Consider the following 16,441-nt stretch of genomic DNA (forward strand, 5'->3'; position numbering starts at 1 on the left):
GGAACCACCATGTATCAGGCCATCGTCTTCCTTCCGCTGCTCGGCTTTCTGATCGTCGGCCTGTTCGGCACCTCGCTCGGGGCCAAGGCTTCCGAATACATCACCTCGGGCTTCCTGGTGATCGCGGCCGTGCTGTCGTGGGTCGCCTTCTTCTCGGTTGGCTTCGGCGGCGGAGAGGTGTTCACCGTGCCGGTGATGCGCTGGATCCAGTCGGGCGGGCTGGAGGCGTCCTGGGCGCTCAGGATCGACACGCTGACGGTGGTGATGCTGGTAGTTGTCAACACGGTGTCGTCGCTGGTCCATATCTACTCGATCGGCTACATGCATCACGATCCGGACCGGCCGCGCTTCTTCGCCTATCTGTCGCTGTTTACCTTCGCCATGCTGATGCTGGTGACGGCCGACAACCTCGTGCAGATGTTCTTCGGCTGGGAAGGCGTCGGCCTTGCCTCCTATCTGCTGATCGGCTTCTGGTACAAGAAGCCGTCGGCCAATGCGGCTGCGATCAAGGCCTTCGTCGTCAACCGCGTCGGCGATTTCGGCTTTGCGCTCGGCATATTCGGCGTGTTCGTGCTGTTCGGCTCGGTCAATCTCGGCACCATCTTCGCCAATGCGGCGACGTTCATTCCGGCGGAAGGCGCGCCGCAAGGCCCGGCCGTGCTGACCTTCCTCGGCTATGCGCTCGACAAGCAGGCTGCGATGACGGTTGTCTGCCTGCTCCTGTTCATGGGCGCCATGGGCAAGTCGGCGCAGGTGCCGCTTCACACCTGGCTGCCGGATGCCATGGAAGGCCCGACGCCGGTCTCGGCACTGATCCATGCCGCGACCATGGTGACGGCAGGCGTGTTCATGCTGGCGCGGTTGTCGCCGCTGTTCGAGCTGTCGCATTCGGCATTGACCGTGGTCACTTTCATCGGCGCCTTCACCGCCTTCTTCGCGGCGACAGTCGGTCTCGTCCAGAACGACATCAAGCGCGTCATCGCCTATTCGACCTGTTCGCAGCTCGGCTACATGTTCGTGGCGCTCGGCGTCGGCGCCTATGGCGCGGCGATCTTCCATCTGTTCACGCACGCCTTCTTCAAGGCGCTGCTGTTCCTCGGCTCGGGCTCGGTCATCCACGCCGTCTCCGACGAGCAGGACATGCGCAAGATGGGCGGCCTGAGGACGCTCATTCCGAAAACGTACTGGATGATGGTGATCGGCACGCTGGCGCTGACCGGTGTCGGCATCCCGGTAACGATCATCGGCACGGCCGGCTTCTTTTCCAAGGACGCCATCATCGAAGCGGCCTTCGCCGGCCACAATGCGGTCGCCGCGTTTGCCTTCATATTGCTGGTCATTGCTGCCTGCTTCACCTCCTTCTACTCCTGGCGGCTGATCTTCATGACCTTCCACGGCGAGCCGCGGGCCAGCCACGAGGTCATGCACCATGTCCATGAATCGCCGCCGGTCATGCTGGTGCCGCTGTTCATCCTGGCGGCGGGCGCGCTGTTTGCCGGCGTGATCTTCCACGGCGCCTTCTTCGGCGAGGGCTATGCCGAATTCTGGAAGGCGTCGCTGTTCACGCTGCCGGACAACCACATCCTGCACGAAATCCACGAAGTGCCGTTGTGGGTCGAGCTGTCACCGTTCATCGCCATGCTGATCGGCTTTGCGATTGCCTGGCAGTTCTATATTCGCGCGCCGGAAATGCCTCGGAGCGTCGCCGCCAACCATCGCCTGCTCTACGCCTTCCTGCTCAACAAATGGTATTTCGACGAGCTCTACGACTTCCTGTTCGTGCGGCCGGCAAAGCGCCTCGGCAGCTTCCTGTGGAAGACCGGCGACGGCACCGTCATCGACGGGCTCGGGCCGGACGGCATTTCGGCGCGCGTCGTCGACGTCACCAACCGGGTCGTCAAGCTGCAGACCGGCTATCTTTACCACTATGCCTTCGCCATGCTGATCGGCGTTGCCGCACTCGTCACCTGGATGATGCTCTGATGACCGCCTGGCCGATCCTATCGCTGGTCACCTTCCTGCCGCTGGTTGGTGTGCTGCTCATCCTTTTCGTGCGTGACGACAGCGAGAACGCGCGCCGCAACATCCGCGCCATAGCACTGTTCACGACCGCGTTCACGTTTGTGATTTCGCTGTTCATCTGGACCGGCTTCGACAATTCGCAGCCCGGCTTCCAGTTCGTCGAGAAGTTTGCCTGGCTGGATTCCGGCATCTCCTATCATATGGGCGTAGACGGCATCTCCATGCTGTTCGTCATCCTGACCACCTTCCTGATGCCGCTCTGCATCCTCGCCTCGTGGGAATCGATCGAGAAGCGCGTCAAGGCCTATATGATTGCCTTCCTGCTGCTCGAGACGCTGATGATCGGCGTGTTCTGCGCGCTCGACATCGTCTTGTTCTATGTCTTCTTCGAAGCCGGCCTGATCCCGATGTTCATCATCATCGGCGTGTGGGGCGGCAAGCGGCGCGTCTATGCCTCGTTCAAGTTCTTCCTCTATACGCTGGCCGGCTCGGTGCTGATGCTGCTCGCCATCATGGCGATGTTCTTCCAGTCCGGCACCACCGACATCCCGACGCTTCTGACCCACAACTTCCCGGCCAATATGCAGACTTGGCTATGGCTTGCCTTCTTCGCGTCCTTCGCGGTGAAGATGCCGATGTGGCCGGTGCACACCTGGCTGCCGGACGCGCATGTCGAGGCGCCGACGGCCGGCTCGGTGATCCTGGCCGCCATCCTGCTCAAGATGGGTGGGTACGGCTTCCTGCGCTTTTCGCTGCCGATGTTTCCGATCGCATCCGAAATGTTCGCGCCGCTGATCTTCACGCTCTCCGTTGTCGCCATCATCTACACCTCGCTGGTGGCGCTGATGCAGGAGGACATGAAGAAGCTGATCGCCTATTCGTCGGTCGCTCACATGGGCTTCGTTACCATGGGCATCTTCGCGATGAACCAGGAAGGCGTCCAGGGTTCGATCTTTCAGATGCTGTCGCACGGCCTGGTCTCCGGCGCGCTGTTCCTCTGCGTCGGCGTCGTCTACGACCGCATGCATACGCGTGACATCGACGCCTATGGCGGGTTGGTCAACAACATGCCGAAATATGCAACCGTGTTCATGATCTTCACCATGGCCAATGTCGGCCTGCCCGGCACCAGCGGCTTCGTCGGCGAGTTCCTGACCATGCTCGGCGTGTTCCGGGTCAACACCTGGGTAGCGTTCTTCGCCGCCACCGGCGTCATCCTTTCGGCGGCCTATGCGCTCTGGCTCTACCGCAAGGTGATCTTCGGCGCGCTGACCAAGGAAAGCCTGAAAGGCCTGCTCGACCTGTCGACGCGCGAGAAGGTGATCATCTATCCGCTGGTCGCGCTGGTCATCTTCTTCGGCGTCTATCCGGCGCCGATCTTCGACGCGACCGCCGAATCGGTCAAGGCGCTCGTTACCAATGTCACCGCATCCATCGGCGCCGCGCAGACCGCGGCGGCGAACTGACTGGGGGTTTTGCGAACCATGACGCCGGACCTTCTCTCAAGCCTGTCGCTCTCGACGCCAGAGCTGATCCTCGCCATCGGCGCCTTGGCGCTGTTGATGCTCGGCGCCTATTCGCGCGCCAACACCACTGTCACGGTGAGCGGCCTTGCCGTCGCCGTGCTGGTGATCGCCGGCGCCTGGCTGGTCTTTTCGCCGGGACAGGGCAACGCCTATAGCGAAGCCTTCATCCAGGATCCGTTCGCCCGCTTCATGAAGGTGCTGGCGCTCGTCGGCTCGGCGGTGACGCTGGTCATGTCGGTCCGCTTTGCCCAGGCGGAGCGTTTCGACAAGTTCGAATATCCGGTGCTGATCCTGCTCTGCACGCTCGGCATGATGCTGATGATCTCGGCCAACGGCATGATCGGGCTCTATCTCGGCCTCGAGCTGCAATCGCTGGCGATCTACGTGCTGGCGGCGATCAACCGGGACAATCTGCGCTCGACCGAGGCCGGGCTGAAGTATTTCGTCCTTGGCGCCCTGTCGTCGGGCATGCTGCTTTACGGTATCTCGCTGGTCTACGGCTACACCGGCAACACCGGCTTCCAGGAGATCGCCACGGCGCTGAGCGGCGGTGAGCGCCAGCTTGGGCTCGTCTTCGGCCTGGTTTTCGTGCTGGCCGGCCTTGCCTTCAAGATCTCGGCGGTGCCGTTCCATATGTGGACGCCCGACGTCTATGAAGGCGCGCCGACGCCGGTGACGGCTTTTCTGGCGGCGGCACCGAAGATGGCGGCGATGGCGCTGATGGTGCGCGTCACCATGGGCGCCTTCAAGCCGATCGCCGCCGACTGGCAGCAGATCATCGTCTTCATCTCGATCGCCTCGATGGCGCTTGGTGCCTTTGCGGCCATCGGCCAGACCAACATCAAACGGCTGATGGCCTATTCCTCCATCGGTCATATGGGTTATGCGCTGGTCGGCCTTGCCGCGAACAGCCAGGATGGCGTGCGCGGCGTCGCCATCTACATGCTGATCTATCTGGTGATGACGCTCGGCACCTTCGCCTTCATCCTCGCCATGCGGCGCAAGGAGGGCAATGTCGAGCAGATCAGCGATCTCGCCGGCCTGTCGGCGACCAATCCGATCATGGCGACGATCCTCACCATCCTGATGTTCTCGCTGGCCGGCATCCCGCCGCTCGCCGGCTTCTGGGGGAAATGGTACGTGTTCCTCGCCGCCATCAATGCCAACCTCTACGCGCTGGCGATCATCGGCGTGCTCGCCTCTGTGGTGGGCGCCTACTATTATCTGCGTATCATCAAGATCATGTGGTTCGACGAACCGGTCGGCGGCTTCGTGCCGATGGCGTCCGAACTGCGCGTCGTGCTCGGTGTCTGTGGCGCCTTCGTGCTGTTCTACGTGCTGATCGGCGGCCCGATCGGAACCTACGCCGCAGCCGCGGCCAAGACCTTCTTCTGACGGAATGACTTTCAGGCTGGCTCCAACCGCGGCTTCGGACGGGTTCCGGCTCGAGGCGCACGACACGGTCGGCTCCACCAACGCGCTGGCGCTGGAGCATGCACGGGCCGGCGATCCGGGCAAACTCTGGGTCGTCTCCAAAAAGCAGGAAGCCGGGCGTGGCCGCCGTGGCCGCGCCTGGGCGACGCCCGAGGGCAATCTGGCAGCGACGTTGCTGGTGATCACCAACACCGAGCTTCGGCTTGCCGCGACGCTCGGCTTCGTTGCCGGACTGGCGCTGGCCGACGCGCTCGACGCTGTCGTGCCGAAGGGCAGGATCGCGATCGGCCTCGATGGTGCGAGCCAAGGCAAGAACCGTTTCGAACTGAAATGGCCCAACGATGTGCTTGCCTCGGGCGCCAAGCTCGCCGGCATCCTGCTGGAATCGGCGATGCTGGATGGTGGCCGTTCCGCGGTGGCTGTCGGTGTCGGCGTCAACGTGGTGGCATACCCTGAGGATTTGCCTTATCCAGCGACGTCGCTCAGCGCGCTGGGGTCTGCTTGCGATGCCGAGACGCTGTTCCTGGCGCTGTCGGATACATGGAGCGAGAATGCGCGGCTGTGGAACGAAGGGCGCGGGCTTGCCGCCGTCAGGCGGCGGTGGCTGGCGCGTGCGGCGGGGCTTGGCGGGCAGGTTGCTGTCAGAATTGACGGTAATGTGGTGCGCGGCACCTTCGAGACCATTGACGAGGACTGCCGTTTCGTGATCCGCGACGATCAAGGTTCGGTTCTGACGATCGCCGCCGGCGACGTGCATTTCGGCGCGGTTGCCTCGGCCGGCGTTTGACTGGCCAATACGTTTGACTGGCCAGGTATTTGACCAGCTTGAATTTGACCGGCCGACAATTTTGACCGGCCGACAATTTTGACCGGCCCACAATTTTGACCGGCAAGGAAGGAAAGACCATGGCGATAGCGGAAAACGCCGAACTTGTCTTCGTGCCGCTCGGCGGTGTCGGCGAGATCGGCATGAACTTCGCCCTCTACGGCTATGGGCCGGCCAATGCGCGCGAATGGATCGTGGTCGACGTCGGCGTCACTTTTCCCGATGCAACCCTGCCCGGCGTCGACCTGGTTCTGCCCGACACGCGTTTCATCGAGGAGAATGTCGCCAATCTGCGCGGCATCGTCATCACCCATGCGCATGAGGACCATTACGGCGCGCTCCACGACATCTGGCCGAAGCTCAAGGCGCCGGTGTGGATGACGCCGTTCAGCGCCGGCCTGCTGGAAGCCAAGCGGCAGGGCGAGCAAGGGGCGCCGAAGATCCCGGTGACGATCTACCGGGCCGGCGAGAAATTCACCGTCGGCCCGTTCGAGATCGAGGCCATCCCTGTTGCGCACTCCATTCCCGAACCGATGTCGCTGGCGATCACGACGCCGGCCGGCGTCGTCATCCATACCGGCGACTGGAAGATCGATCCGGCGCCGACGGTCGGGCCGATGACCGACGAGGCGCGCTTCCGAGCCTATGGCGACAAGGGTGTGCTGGCGCTGGTCTGCGATTCCACCAATGCGATGCGGGAAGGGGAATCGCCGTCCGAAGTGGCGGTGGGCGAGGGCCTCAAGAGCGTCATCCAGAACGCCAAGGGCCGGGTCGCCGTCACCAGCTTCTCCTCCAATGTCGGGCGTATCGTCTCCATCGCCAAGGCGGCGCGGGATGCCGGCCGCCAGTGCCTGGTGATTGGCCGCTCGATGAAGCGCGTCATCGATGTGGCTGATGAACTCGGCTATATGGACGGGTTGCCGGAATTCATCGCCGAGGAGGATTACGGCTTCATCCCGCGCGAAAACCTCGTCATCATCTGCACCGGCAGCCAGGGCGAGCCGCTTGCCGCACTTGCCAAGCTGTCGCGCGACGAGATGAAGTCGGTGGCGCTGACGGCCGGCGACACGGTGGTGTTTTCCTCGCGCACCATTCCCGGCAACGAGAAGGCGATCCTCGAAATCAAGAATCGCCTGATCGATCTCGGCATCAAGATCATCGAGGACGGCGATGCGCTGGTGCATGTCTCCGGCCATCCACGCCGCAGCGAATTGCGCAAGATGTATGAATGGGTGCGGCCGCAGATCGGCGTTCCCGTGCATGGCGAAGCGGCGCATCTGGTGGCGCAGGGCTCGCTGATGTCGACGTCCGGCATCGGCCAGGTCGCGCAGGTGCGCGACGGCGACATGCTCAGGCTGTATCCGGGTGCCGCCGCCATCATCGACCAGGTGCCGTTCGGCCGCATCTACAAGGACGGAAGGCTGATCGGCACCGACCAGGCGATGGGCATTCGCGACCGCCGCAAGCTGTCCTTTGCCGGCCATGTCGCCGTCAATGTCGTGCTCGACGACAAATACGAGCTTGCCGGCGATCCCGATCTCGTCGCCATCGGCGTCGCCGAGGCCGACGGCAGCGGCGAGAGCCTGGAAGACCTGATGATCGATGCGGCAATCGGCGCCGTGGACTCCATCCCCCGCCAGCGCCGAAAAGACCTCGACCTGGTCCAGGAGGCAGTGCGGCGCGCGGTGCGCGGCGCGGCCAACGAAGCCTGGGGCAAGAAGCCGCTGGTGACGGTGTTCGTCACGAGGTGACGAACAAGGGAGTAGGGGAGTAGGGCAGTAAGGGAGTAGGGAAGTAGGAGGTAGGAGCGCAAACAGATGCACTTCTAGATCCTTTTTTCCCTACTCCCCTACTGCCTTACTCCCCTACTCCCCTAACCCGGGAGTACGCTATGCTCGGACGCCTCAACCATGTCGCGCTTGCGGTGCCGGATCTGGCCGCGGCTGCGGCGGTCTATCGCGATACGCTTGGCGCTCGCGTGACCGCGCCGCAGGCGCTGCCGGAGCATGGCGTTACGGTGGTGTTCGTCGACGTCGGCAACACCAGGATCGAGTTGCTCGAGCCTCTCGGCGAAGCCTCGCCGATCGCCGCATTCCTCGCGAAGAATCCGTCCGGCGGCATGCACCATGTCTGCTATGAGGTGGACGACATTGTTGCGGCGCACGACCGTCTCAAGGCCAGCGGCGCGCGCGTGCTGGGCGACGGCAATCCGAAGATCGGCGCACATGGCAAGCCGGTATTGTTTCTGCACCCCAAGGATTTCTTCGGCACGCTGGTCGAACTGGAGCAAGCATGAGTTGGGTTTCGTTTGTCGCCCTGTTCTTCGCCACATGGTGGGTGGTGTTGTTCGCCGTCCTGCCGTTCAGCATGCGGACGCAGGACGAGGATCGGGACGTGACGCTTGGCACGGTTCCGAGCGCACCGCGCGGACCGCACATGCTGCGCGCGGCGCTGCGCACGACGATCGTCACGCTGGTCCTCATGGGTATCTTCTACGGCATCACGAGAGGGCTTGGCCTCGGTATCGACGACATCCCGCACATCGTGCCGGATTTCAACCAGAGCCCAGCGCATTAGCCGGCTACCTACCGTGTCCGACTATCCCAGCCTAGCCGAGGCTCTGAAATCAAGCTGAGCCAGCAAGGTCAATCCAAAGTAAAGGCCGGGGCGGGTTTGGGCTGACGCAACGTCATGTAGTTTGGTAATCTGTCGTGCTAACCAGATGATTGCACAAAAAAAATGCAAGGCGCGAGGCCTTGCAATTTAAACGCGTCCGATCTGTTTCCGGTGTCCGGCGGCAGCGAGTTACCGCGCCTAGATCGCATCCTCCCAAGACTTTGACCGCGTAGGAGGGCAGATTTTTCTCTACCCTCTCGGTTATGGGGGCACACTAGCCTAAGGCGGGTGAAAATGTCACGAAGAATTTTGCCCGGAAACAGGCAATCTCGTGCTGCAGTGCACAATAGTACGGCAGGCGTTGCTTGCGAAACGCCCAGCAAGCCGCGTGCGGCAATTGCGGCGCCTGTGCAGCGCTTGGGCCGGGTTTCCATTCCGCCATGAAATGGCTATGAAGCCGGGGCAAGCAAGCCTGCGCTGCGCCGATTCCGGCGCCGCCATCCTCTCTCACGGACCAGTCCATGCGTTTGTCGCGCTATTTCCTGCCCATTCTCAAAGAAAATCCGCGCGAGGCCGAGATCGTCTCGCATCGGCTGATGCTGCGCGCCGGCATGATCCGCCAGCAGGGGCAGGGCAGCTTTTCCTGGCTGCCGCTCGGCAAGCGGGTGCTGGACAAGGTCTGCCGGATCATTCGCGAGGAGCAGAATCGCGCCGGCGCACTCGAAATCCTGATGCCGACCATCCAATCGGCCGAGCTGTGGCGCGAAAGCGGCCGCTATGAAGACTACGGCAAGGAGATGCTGCGCATCAAGGACCGGCAAGACCGCGATATGCTCTACGGGCCGACCAACGAGGAGATGGTCACCGAGATATTCCGCTCCTATGTCAAGTCCTACAAGGACCTGCCGCTCAACCTCTATCATATCCAGTGGAAGTTTCGCGACGAGGTGCGCCCGCGCTTCGGCGTCATGCGTTCGCGCGAGTTCCTGATGAAGGACGCCTATTCCTTCGACCTCGATTATGAAGGCGCCAAGGCCGCTTATAACCGCATGTTCGTGTCCTATCTCAGGACGTTTACGCGCCTGGGGCTGCAGGCCATTCCGATGCGCGCCGACACCGGGCCGATCGGCGGCGACCTCAGCCATGAGTTCATCATCCTGGCCGACACCGGCGAGAGCCAGGTGTTTTGCCATCGCGACTATCTCTCGCTTGAGGTGCCGGGGGCGGATACCGATTTTTCGAACGACGCCGAGATCGGCGGCATCGTCAAGACGTGGACGACGCCCTATGCCGCCACCGACGAAATGCATGACGAGGCGGCATGGGAAAAGCTCTCCGAAGGCGACAGGGTCTCGGCGCGCGGCATCGAAGTTGGGCATATCTTCCATTTCGGCGACAAATATTCCAAGCCGATGGGCGCCAAGGTGACCGGGCCGGACGGCAAGGATCATTTCGTTTCTGGCGGTTCCTACGGCATCGGCCCGTCCAGGCTGGTCGCGGCGATCATCGAGGCCAGCCATGACGATAACGGCATCATCTGGCCGGAGGCGGTGGCACCGTTCGATGTCGGCCTGATCAACATGAAGGCTGGCGATGCCGAATGCGACCGCGTCTGCCGCGAGCTGAATGCCGCCTTTGCCGCCGCCGGCAAGGAGGTGCTCTACGACGACACCGACCAGCGGCCGGGCGGCAAGTTCGCCACCGCCGACCTGATCGGGCTCCCGTGGCAGGTGATCGTCGGGCCGCGTGGTGTCGCCGCCGGCGAGGTCGAAATCAAGAACCGCAGGACCGGCGAGCGCGAGACGCTGCCGATCGGCGACGTGAAAAAGCGTTTCGGTGCCGCCGTATGAGTGAAGCGGCAGCAGCCAAACCTTCGGCGGCAGGACCCTTTTCCGGCTTCGAGCGCATGGTGGCGTGGCGCTATCTGCGCTCGCGCCGCAAGGAGACGGTGATCTCGGTGATCGCCTCGATCTCCTTCCTCGGCATCATGCTGGGCGTTGCCACGCTGATCGTCGTCATGGCGGTCATGAACGGCTTTCGCGCCGAACTGCTGACGCGCATCCTTGGCGTCAACGGGCACCTGATCGTGCAGCCGCTCGACATGCCGCTGGAGGACTATGACCAGGTCGCCGGCCGCATCAACGGCGTGCCCGGCGTCAAATATGCCATTCCGCTGATCGACGGGCAGGTGCTGGCGCAAGGCAATGTCGGCGGCGGCACCGGCGCGCTGGTGCGCGGTATACGCGGCGAGGATCTCGGCAAGATCACGATCGTCGCCAACAACATCAAGGCGGGCTCGATCGTCGGCTTCGACACCGGCGAGGGAGTCGCCATCGGCAGCCGCATGGCCGAGAATCTCGGCCTTGTGCTCGGCGATACCATCACGCTGATCTCGCCCGAGGGCGACGTCACGCCGCTCGGCACGACGCCGCGCATGAAAGGCTATCCGATAACCGCGATCTTCGAGGTCGGCATGTCGGAATATGACAGCTCCATCGTCTACATGCCGTTTTCGGAAGCGCAGCTTTATTTCAACATGGACGGCAGGGCGCAGACGATCGAGATCTACGCCGACAATCCCGACAATATCGACGCGCTGAAGCCGAAGGTCGAAGAGGCGGCGCAACGGCCGATCACCCTCGTCGATTGGCGGGAGCGTAACAAGACGTTTTTCGACGCGCTGCAGGTCGAGCGCAACGTCATGTTCATGATCCTGACGCTGATCGTGCTGGTGGCGGCGCTCAACATCATTTCGGGCCTGATCATGCTGGTGAAGGACAAGGGCCACGACATCGCCATCCTGCGCACCATGGGCGCCACGCGCGGCGCGATCCTGCGCATCTTCCTGATGACCGGGGCTGCGATCGGCGTTGTCGGCACCATCGCCGGCGTGCTGCTCGGCATCGTGATCTGCCTCAACGTCGAGCGCATCCGCCAGTTCTTCTCCTGGCTGGCCAACGAGCGGCTGTTCAATCCCGAGCTTTATTTCCTGAGCCAGCTGCCGGCGCGCATGGATGCCAGCGAGACGATCTCGGTCGTTCTCATGGCTTTGGCGCTGTCGTTCCTGGCGACACTGTTTCCGGCGTGGCGCGCTGCCAGGCTCGATCCGGTCGAAGCGCTGAGGTACGAATGATGGCCGAGGCCATTATCGAGCTGAAGAGCGTCGAACGCCATTATGTACAGGGGCCGCGCAAGCTGACCATCCTGAACGGCGCCGATTTTTCGCTGAAGCGTGGCGAGATGGTGGCGCTTGTGGCGCCGTCGGGCACCGGCAAGTCGACGCTGCTCCACACGGCCGGGCTGCTGGAGCGACCGGACGCCGGCGACGTGATCCTGGCGGGGCGCGCCTGCGGCCGGCTTTCCGACGACGAGCGCACGGCGATCCGCCGCAACGATGTCGGCTTCGTCTACCAGTTCCATCATTTGTTGCCTGAGTTTTCTGCGCTGGAAAACATCATGATGCCGCAGCTGATAAAAGGGCTGCCGCGCAAGGAGGCGGCCGAGCGGGCGGCGCAATTGCTCGACTATATGCAGATCGGCAAGCGGGCACAGCATCGCCCCTCCGAGCTCTCCGGCGGCGAGCAGCAGCGGGTCGCCATTGCGCGTGCCGTCGCCAATGCGCCGCTGGTGCTTTTGGCCGACGAGCCGACCGGCAATCTCGACCCGGTGACCGCTTCCTATGTGTTCGAGGCGCTGGCAGCACTGGTCCGGCAATCGGGCCTGGCGGCGCTCATCGCCACCCACAATCACGAGCTCGCCTCGCGCATGGACCGCCGCGTGACGCTGTCCGACGGCAAGGTTGTGCCGCTTTAGGGTGCGCTGCAATTGAGGCGATGACGGCCCGCGAGCTGCCGTGCGCCGTCCCGCCGCTTTCGCGCGCCTGTCGGCCCCGAAACGCTCGGCATCTCCTTCTCAACCCTTTCTTAACCCTGTCGAAATGACCGAGCGCAATTCGGGTGACGCCCGGACTGCGATCGTTGACATTCGAACAAAATTAGAACAAAATACGAACATACTAACAACAGGAGAGAGTTATGACCGATCTTGTTCAGGATGTCGTCTCGCTGGTGTGCATGAGCACGTTCCTCATTTCCATGGCAATCTGGATCGGCGCGATGTGAGGATTGAGCTCAAGGGCGGGCTCGATGCTGATGAGCGAGGGCCGCCTTCGCATATTGGCGCAGGCATTGGGCGAGTGTTTCAGCCGGCCTTGCGGGACACTTCGACAGGCGACACCGCGGCGGGCCCGAACACGTCCTCGAAAGCGGATTTCAGCGCCAGGTCGAGGTCGGCCATGGTCACGGGAAGGCCGAGGTCGACAAGGCTGGTGACGCCGTGATGCTGGACGCCGCACGGCACGATGCCGCTGAAATGGCTAAGGTCCGGCTCGACATTGATGGCGATGCCGTGAAAGCTCACCCAGCGCCTCAGCCTGATGCCGATGGCGGCGATCTTGTCCTCGGCCGCCGAGCCGTCGGGCAAAGCGGGGCGGTCCGGCCGAACCACCCAGACGCCGACGCGGTCCTCGCGGCGTTCGCCGCGTACGTTGAAGGCGGCCAGCGAGCCGATGATCCATTGTTCGAGTGCGGCGACGAAGGCGCGGACATCCTCGCGCCGCCGCTTCAGGTCGAGCATGACGTAGGCGACTCGCTGGCCCGGCCCATGATAGGTGTATTCGCCGCCACGCCCGGCGGCAAAGACCGGGAAACGGTCCGGCTCGATCAGGTCCTCGATGCGGGCGCTGGTGCCGGCGGTGTAGAGCGGCGGGTGCTCGACCAGCCAGACCATCTCGCCGGCGGCGCCGCTGCGGATTGCCTCGGCGCGCGCCTCCATCACGGCGAGCGCATCGGGATAGGCGGTGAGCCCGGGCTCGATGCGCCATTCGACCGGCGCCGAGCCGGGCAAGGGCAGGAACGACGTGGCGATCTGGCTGCGTTCTGTCATGATATCTCGTCTCGCCACTCATATGGCGGCAATCGGTACAAACGTCCAGTTCCGGCACGTTCGGCCCTTGAAGAGTTATGCCGATGTCCGGCCGATTATTGCTGGCCGCGCACTTGTTTCACCGGAAACGATTTGCTACACGCCGCGGGCCGGTTGGTTCCGGCTCCTACCACGTGCGGTCGTGGCGGAATTGGTAGACGCGCAGCGTTGAGGTCGCTGTGGGGCAACCCGTGGAAGTTCGAGTCTTCTCGACCGCACCATCAAATTCGTGAACTTGGCCCTCTAAGCCATTGAAACTCCAGTCCGGCAGAGCACCCGTTGATGAGGGCGCTTGGCGTTCTTGCCGAAATGCGATACAATTTGGGATACAAACTGAGATACATCGCGAGTTTGGCCCATGCGAAAAGAGGCCGTCGCAGAGCCCGCCAGAGACCCGGATCGCTACCTCGTCCAGCGCGACGGAATTTTCTATTATCATCGGCGAATGCCCGCCAAGATGGTCGGCATCGACGATCGCGGCAGGTTCATTCGCAAGTCCCTGGGAACGGACGAACGCCGCCTCGCACGTGCCATGCGCGACAAGCTCGAAGACGCGGACAAGACCCTGTGGGCGGTGCTTCTTTGCGGCGGCGAGACAAGGTCAGCACTCGATCAGTATCGCGACGCCGTTCGCCGGGCTGAAGCCATGGGCGTTTCCTACCTTTCAAATGGACAGGTGGCAGGCTTTCAGAATGTCGATTCAATTTTAAAGCGTGTCGAGGCGCTGGAGCGCGTTCAAGCGGCCCCCGCGGTCGCCGACGCTCTCCTCGGCGGGGTGCAGGTGCCGCCGGTCAAAGTCTCCAAAGCTTTTGATCTCTACGCCGATGAGATCATGGCCCATGAAGTCGCGGGTAAGAGCCAGTCGCAGCGCCGAATGTGGAAGAAGGTAAAGCAGAGAGCCGTAAACAATTTCGTTGCCCTGGTTGGTGACAAGCCGATCGGCGACGTCACGCGTGAAGACGGACTGACCTTCTACCGGTTCTGGCTCAAGCGCATCGCGCCGCCGCCAGACATCGGAGCCGCGACACATTCGGCGTCTGCCGGCAATCGAGACCTCGGCAACATGCGGGATCTCTACAGGCGTTATTTCGCTCATTTGGGCGAGGAACAAAAAGGCACCCCATTCGATGACCTCCGCTTTTCGGAGCGTGGCAAGCGCCGTCGTAAACGGCCGTCATTCGAACCCAAATGGATAACCGATCAGATCATGAGGCCGGGCGCTTTAGCATCCCTGGATGCTCAAGCGCGTCGCTGCGTTCTGGCGCTGATCGAGACAGGCACACGCCCAAGCGAGATATGCAATCTTGATGAGACCGTGATCTTCCTTGACACGCCGGTTCCGTATGTTCGTATTACCCCACGAGAGGACGCCGATGATCCGCGCGAGATCAAGACCGAATGGTCAGTGCGAGATGTACCGCTGGTAGGCGTCGCGCTGGAAGTTTTTAAGAAAAATCCGCAGGGCTTTCCGCGCTACCGCAATCGTGAAGAGGCGCTTTCTGCAAACCTCAATAAATTCTTTAAAACACACAAACTTTTCCCGACACCGAAGCACAAGATTTATTCGCTCCGGCACAGTTTCGAGGATCGTATGAAGGAGGCAGGTATCGACAGCGAGCTTCGCAAAATCTTGATGGGCCATACGATAGAGCGTGTAGAGTATGGTACGGGCGGATCGTTGCAATGGCGACGAGACGAACTCAAAAAAATTGCTTTGCCTTTCGATCCCGAGATCGTTTGAGCCGTTCCTGGACGCGCAGCATTGCGCCCATCTCTGCAATCAATTTCTTCTTCTCCCGTTCAAGACGCTCGTAAATCGGGAGATACGCTCGTCCTTTGTTGCCAGCCTTGTGGATAGCTAGGGCGAGCGTATCCAGAGCGCGGTCAATTCTGTCTAAGGTCACGGGCTCAGGAACAGTGCTTACCTGTGGCAGAACACAGGTCATTGTCTGTCCCGTCTGTTTCCTGTTCGGCGATGACACAGACGAGATAATGGCAGCAGGCGCAGGTGAGAAAAGCGGTTTGCCTCCCGCATCGTGCAGCGGCGATACTTCGACGTAGAAATCGGAAAACACGCTTGCGGCAACTCTGCACTGTCAGATGCAGCTAGCCACATCCGGCCACATGAATTGCTGAGCGGACTCAGACGGGTCGATGCCCTTGAACCGGACACGAGACCGAATCGATCCGCAGGCTGTCGGCGGGCCGGAATGCCTCATCCGATCCGACCAAACCGATCGGAGGACGCAGGCAATGCCGGATTTGGTGGGCTATAATTACCTGAGGAGAGGCAATCAGCTGATCCGGATCAGTGCGTGGGAGCGCGAGTATCTCGGGAGGTCGCTTATGATTACCTTATCATTAGCATTCCTCGATATTGCGGCACCTTTGGGGTGAGTTTGACAAGCTTCACACGGCGATCGCTTGGCAGGAAATCGGTCATGAGATTCGTGTCGGTTCAATGATGGGCGGGACCAACTGCGCCGAAAGCGAACAAATTCGAATACTTAATGTAAAGTCTTGGGTCATGCTGTCCGAATGCAGTACCGTGCGGGCGATCAGCCAACGATTGGCGAAATTTTGAACAGGCTACCATTACCGATGGCCTAGACACCGTTTTCGTCCTTCGTTGCCGCAAGAAAGGTATCGCCAACCGCCGGATCAATCCGATCAGCCTGTGGCAACGCGCAACGGCTCCAATGCTCAGCGTTTCGGGGGGCTGAAGAGGTTGATGACTGCCGCACCCGGAGCAGTTCGACGTATTTCCTTATTTCGCTTGGCCCGCTGAAATGCAGCCGCATCTTTAGAAGGAACGAACCGTCTGGCAGGACGGCGCAAGCAATTGATGGCAACGCCGTCGAGTGGATCGAGAAAGTCAGCGACAAACGATACCGCCGCTGAACGTTACCGGTCCGCAGCGTCTCGCACTTGGCTGCCAACTCACCCCAGCCAATACCTCGGCCCCGGCCCCTTGCGTCCTGCCATATCGGCAGGGTTCGCAAGGCTACACCGGTCGATCGACAGGCAGCCGCAA

General features: G+C 62.0%; 14 protein-coding genes and 1 tRNA gene. 12 read left to right on the plus strand and 3 right to left on the minus strand.

What is annotated here, in order from left to right:
* Nucleotides 1-9: 9 nt before the first annotated feature.
* From nuoL to NKI47_RS10330, 10 genes are all read left to right on the plus strand, one after another.
* Nucleotides 10-1,983: an NADH-quinone oxidoreductase subunit L gene (gene nuoL, locus NKI47_RS10285; RefSeq protein WP_023676619.1), complete on the plus strand. Its 1,974-nt coding sequence runs from the start codon at nt 10-12 to the stop codon at nt 1,981-1,983.
* Nucleotides 1,983-3,488: an NADH-quinone oxidoreductase subunit M gene (locus NKI47_RS10290; RefSeq protein WP_352450009.1), complete on the plus strand. Its 1,506-nt coding sequence runs from the start codon at nt 1,983-1,985 to the stop codon at nt 3,486-3,488. Before nuoL ends, NKI47_RS10290 begins: the two co-directional genes overlap by 1 nt.
* Nucleotides 3,489-3,506: 18 nt before the next feature.
* Nucleotides 3,507-4,943 (plus strand): NADH-quinone oxidoreductase subunit NuoN, encoded by a 1,437-nt coding sequence (gene nuoN / locus NKI47_RS10295; RefSeq protein WP_352589712.1) that lies wholly within the window; start codon nt 3,507-3,509, stop codon nt 4,941-4,943.
* Nucleotides 4,944-4,947: 4 nt separating this feature from the next.
* Nucleotides 4,948-5,769, plus strand: coding sequence for a biotin--[acetyl-CoA-carboxylase] ligase (locus tag NKI47_RS10300; protein ID WP_352589715.1), 822 nt, complete (start codon nt 4,948-4,950; stop codon nt 5,767-5,769).
* Between the two features lie 119 nt (nt 5,770-5,888).
* Entirely contained in the window at nt 5,889-7,559 is a 1,671-nt protein-coding gene (locus tag NKI47_RS10305) for a ribonuclease J (protein ID WP_352589718.1), read from the plus strand.
* Nucleotides 7,560-7,699: 140 nt separating this feature from the next.
* Entirely contained in the window at nt 7,700-8,104 is a 405-nt protein-coding gene (mce, locus tag NKI47_RS10310; protein WP_023676614.1) for a methylmalonyl-CoA epimerase, read from the plus strand.
* Nucleotides 8,101-8,385 (plus strand): DUF1467 family protein, encoded by a 285-nt coding sequence (locus NKI47_RS10315; RefSeq protein ID WP_023676613.1) that lies wholly within the window; start codon nt 8,101-8,103, stop codon nt 8,383-8,385. The genes mce and NKI47_RS10315 overlap by 4 nt, the downstream gene beginning before the upstream one ends.
* A gap of 560 nt (nt 8,386-8,945) precedes the next feature.
* Nucleotides 8,946-10,274, plus strand: a complete 1,329-nt coding sequence (gene proS, locus NKI47_RS10320) for a proline--tRNA ligase (RefSeq protein ID WP_352570374.1) — start codon at nt 8,946-8,948, stop codon at nt 10,272-10,274.
* On the plus strand, nt 10,271-11,557 hold the full coding sequence (locus NKI47_RS10325; protein ID WP_352458234.1) for a lipoprotein-releasing ABC transporter permease subunit: 1,287 nt from the start codon (nt 10,271-10,273) through the stop codon (nt 11,555-11,557). The genes proS and NKI47_RS10325 overlap by 4 nt, the downstream gene beginning before the upstream one ends.
* Complete coding sequence (locus tag NKI47_RS10330) at nt 11,554-12,237, plus strand: ABC transporter ATP-binding protein (protein WP_023676610.1); 684 nt, start codon at nt 11,554-11,556, stop codon at nt 12,235-12,237. The genes NKI47_RS10325 and NKI47_RS10330 overlap by 4 nt, the downstream gene beginning before the upstream one ends.
* 387 nt (nt 12,238-12,624) lie before the next feature.
* On the opposite strand, the gene lipB is transcribed toward NKI47_RS10330, so the two are convergent.
* Nucleotides 12,625-13,368: a lipoyl(octanoyl) transferase LipB gene (gene lipB, locus NKI47_RS10335; protein WP_023676608.1), complete on the minus strand. Its 744-nt coding sequence runs from the start codon at nt 13,366-13,368 to the stop codon at nt 12,625-12,627.
* Between the two features lie 175 nt (nt 13,369-13,543).
* On the opposite strand from lipB, the gene NKI47_RS10340 reads away from it, so the two are divergent.
* Together NKI47_RS10340 and NKI47_RS10345 are read left to right on the plus strand one after the other, a co-directional pair.
* Nucleotides 13,544-13,628 (plus strand) — tRNA-Leu (locus NKI47_RS10340).
* Nucleotides 13,629-13,765: 137 nt separating this feature from the next.
* On the plus strand, nt 13,766-15,148 hold the full coding sequence (locus tag NKI47_RS10345) for a DUF6538 domain-containing protein (RefSeq protein ID WP_352458233.1): 1,383 nt from the start codon (nt 13,766-13,768) through the stop codon (nt 15,146-15,148).
* On the opposite strand, the gene NKI47_RS10350 is transcribed toward NKI47_RS10345, so the two are convergent.
* Together NKI47_RS10350 and NKI47_RS10355 are read right to left on the minus strand one after the other, a co-directional pair.
* Nucleotides 15,108-15,482: a hypothetical protein gene (locus tag NKI47_RS10350; RefSeq protein WP_352458232.1), complete on the minus strand. Its 375-nt coding sequence runs from the start codon at nt 15,480-15,482 to the stop codon at nt 15,108-15,110. The genes NKI47_RS10345 and NKI47_RS10350 overlap by 41 nt on opposite strands.
* Nucleotides 15,483-16,013: 531 nt before the next feature.
* Nucleotides 16,014-16,441, minus strand: a 428-nt coding sequence (locus NKI47_RS10355; protein ID WP_352589723.1) for a hypothetical protein, incomplete at its 5' end; no start/stop codon positions are given.

This window comes from Mesorhizobium sp. M0633, from assembly GCF_040320645.1.
GTDB lineage: Bacteria > Pseudomonadota > Alphaproteobacteria > Rhizobiales > Rhizobiaceae > Mesorhizobium.

Bases quoted from the DNA above. Each gene is read 5' to 3' on its own strand.
- nuoL (WP_023676619.1), top strand. From the start codon at position 10: ATGTATCAGGCCATCGTCTTCCTTCCGCTGCTCGGCTTTCTGATCGTC.
- NKI47_RS10290 (WP_352450009.1), top strand. From the start codon at position 1,983: ATGACCGCCTGGCCGATCCTATCGCTGGTCACCTTCCTGCCGCTGGTT.
- nuoN (WP_352589712.1), top strand. From the start codon at position 3,507: ATGACGCCGGACCTTCTCTCAAGCCTGTCGCTCTCGACGCCAGAGCTG.
- NKI47_RS10300 (WP_352589715.1), top strand. From the start codon at position 4,948: ATGACTTTCAGGCTGGCTCCAACCGCGGCTTCGGACGGGTTCCGGCTC.
- NKI47_RS10305 (WP_352589718.1), top strand. From the start codon at position 5,889: ATGGCGATAGCGGAAAACGCCGAACTTGTCTTCGTGCCGCTCGGCGGT.
- mce (WP_023676614.1), top strand. From the start codon at position 7,700: ATGCTCGGACGCCTCAACCATGTCGCGCTTGCGGTGCCGGATCTGGCC.
- NKI47_RS10315 (WP_023676613.1), top strand. From the start codon at position 8,101: ATGAGTTGGGTTTCGTTTGTCGCCCTGTTCTTCGCCACATGGTGGGTG.
- proS (WP_352570374.1), top strand. From the start codon at position 8,946: ATGCGTTTGTCGCGCTATTTCCTGCCCATTCTCAAAGAAAATCCGCGC.
- NKI47_RS10325 (WP_352458234.1), top strand. From the start codon at position 10,271: ATGAGTGAAGCGGCAGCAGCCAAACCTTCGGCGGCAGGACCCTTTTCC.
- NKI47_RS10330 (WP_023676610.1), top strand. From the start codon at position 11,554: ATGATGGCCGAGGCCATTATCGAGCTGAAGAGCGTCGAACGCCATTAT.
- lipB (WP_023676608.1), bottom strand. From the start codon at position 13,368: ATGACAGAACGCAGCCAGATCGCCACGTCGTTCCTGCCCTTGCCCGGC.
- NKI47_RS10345 (WP_352458233.1), top strand. From the start codon at position 13,766: ATGCGAAAAGAGGCCGTCGCAGAGCCCGCCAGAGACCCGGATCGCTAC.